The following is a 1,031-nucleotide window of genomic DNA, read 5'->3' on the forward strand; positions in this document are numbered from 1 at the left end:
GAACTGAAAGACGATGTAAGCCTCCAAAAAAGAGAACTTCCCTATATAGGCGAAGTGATTATGGGGCACGTGCGCTATGGCACTTTTGGTAAAAATAGCATCGAGAATGTACACCCTTTCCTGCGTGAAAACAATTGGATGTACCGCAATCTCATTATGGCAGGCAACTTCAATATGACCAACGTAAACGAGCTCTTGCATGCTGTGCGACGCTATTTGCCGCGGATAAGACGGCTTCTATAGACGCCGACAGCTTGGGCTTTATAAAAAGCGTGGACGAATCGGTGCAAAATAAAAATTCCCTGCCCGATTTCAAATATAGCGAGGATGCTCCGGGCGCCGCTTCGAAGATCGAGCGCAGCTTCGAAAACGCTCCGCCGCTCATACCGCACAGCTTAGAAGGGCTTGTACCGATCACAAAGGATAACAATATGTGCGTAACCTGCCATATGCCCGATGTCGCTAAGGATGTAGGCTCTACCCCGATTCCAAAAAGCCACTTGGTAGACTTTCGTACAGGCGCGGATCTAAACGGCACGCTAGCTGAGCAGAGATTCAACTGCACTCAATGCCACGTACCGCAAGCCCAAACCAATCCGCTAGTTAAAAATAATTTTAAGGCTGATTTTAGCAGGTTTAGCGACGCAAATTCCACTTCTAATCTCATAGATACGCTAAATCAAGGCGCCGAGGTTGAGTAGGAGCGCGCGATGAAATTTTTACCACCGCTGCTACTTTGCGCCTGCTTCATCTATGCCAGCAACGGCGTTGCAATACCTAGTGGTGCTGTGGGCATAGATGCGCCTGCAAAGATCAAACACGCTAGCTTCATACTAGAGCTTGACGCAAACGTCGCGGTGCTAAAAAATCTAGACGGCGAAATTTACGCAGGGCTTGACAACGGCAAGCTCTATAAAATCACCATTAACTCTGCGGAGAATTCCGCGCCAAATTCTGTCACCGGGCAAAATTCCGTCGCAAGCCTTCGCGCGGGCAAGCTGATTATGCCGAACCGCTTACTTTTGCCGTTA

Annotated in this window: 3 protein-coding genes; all 3 read left to right on the forward strand. The window is 48.7% G+C overall.

What is annotated here, in order from left to right:
- The coding region (locus tag Q0277_RS08700) for a class II glutamine amidotransferase (protein WP_297997302.1) at nucleotides 1-243 on the forward strand (243 nt) is incomplete at its 5' end.
- Between the two features lie 11 nt (nucleotides 244-254).
- Nucleotides 255-701, forward strand: coding sequence for a nitrate reductase cytochrome c-type subunit (locus Q0277_RS08705; protein WP_297997304.1), 447 nt, complete (start codon nucleotides 255-257; stop codon nucleotides 699-701).
- A 9-nt stretch (nucleotides 702-710) separates the two neighbouring features.
- A partial coding sequence (locus tag Q0277_RS08710; protein WP_297997307.1) for a hypothetical protein occupies nucleotides 711-1,031 on the forward strand: 321 nt, incomplete at its 3' end.

Source organism: uncultured Campylobacter sp. (assembly GCF_938030815.1).
Taxonomy (GTDB): Bacteria; Campylobacterota; Campylobacteria; order Campylobacterales; family Campylobacteraceae; genus Campylobacter_B.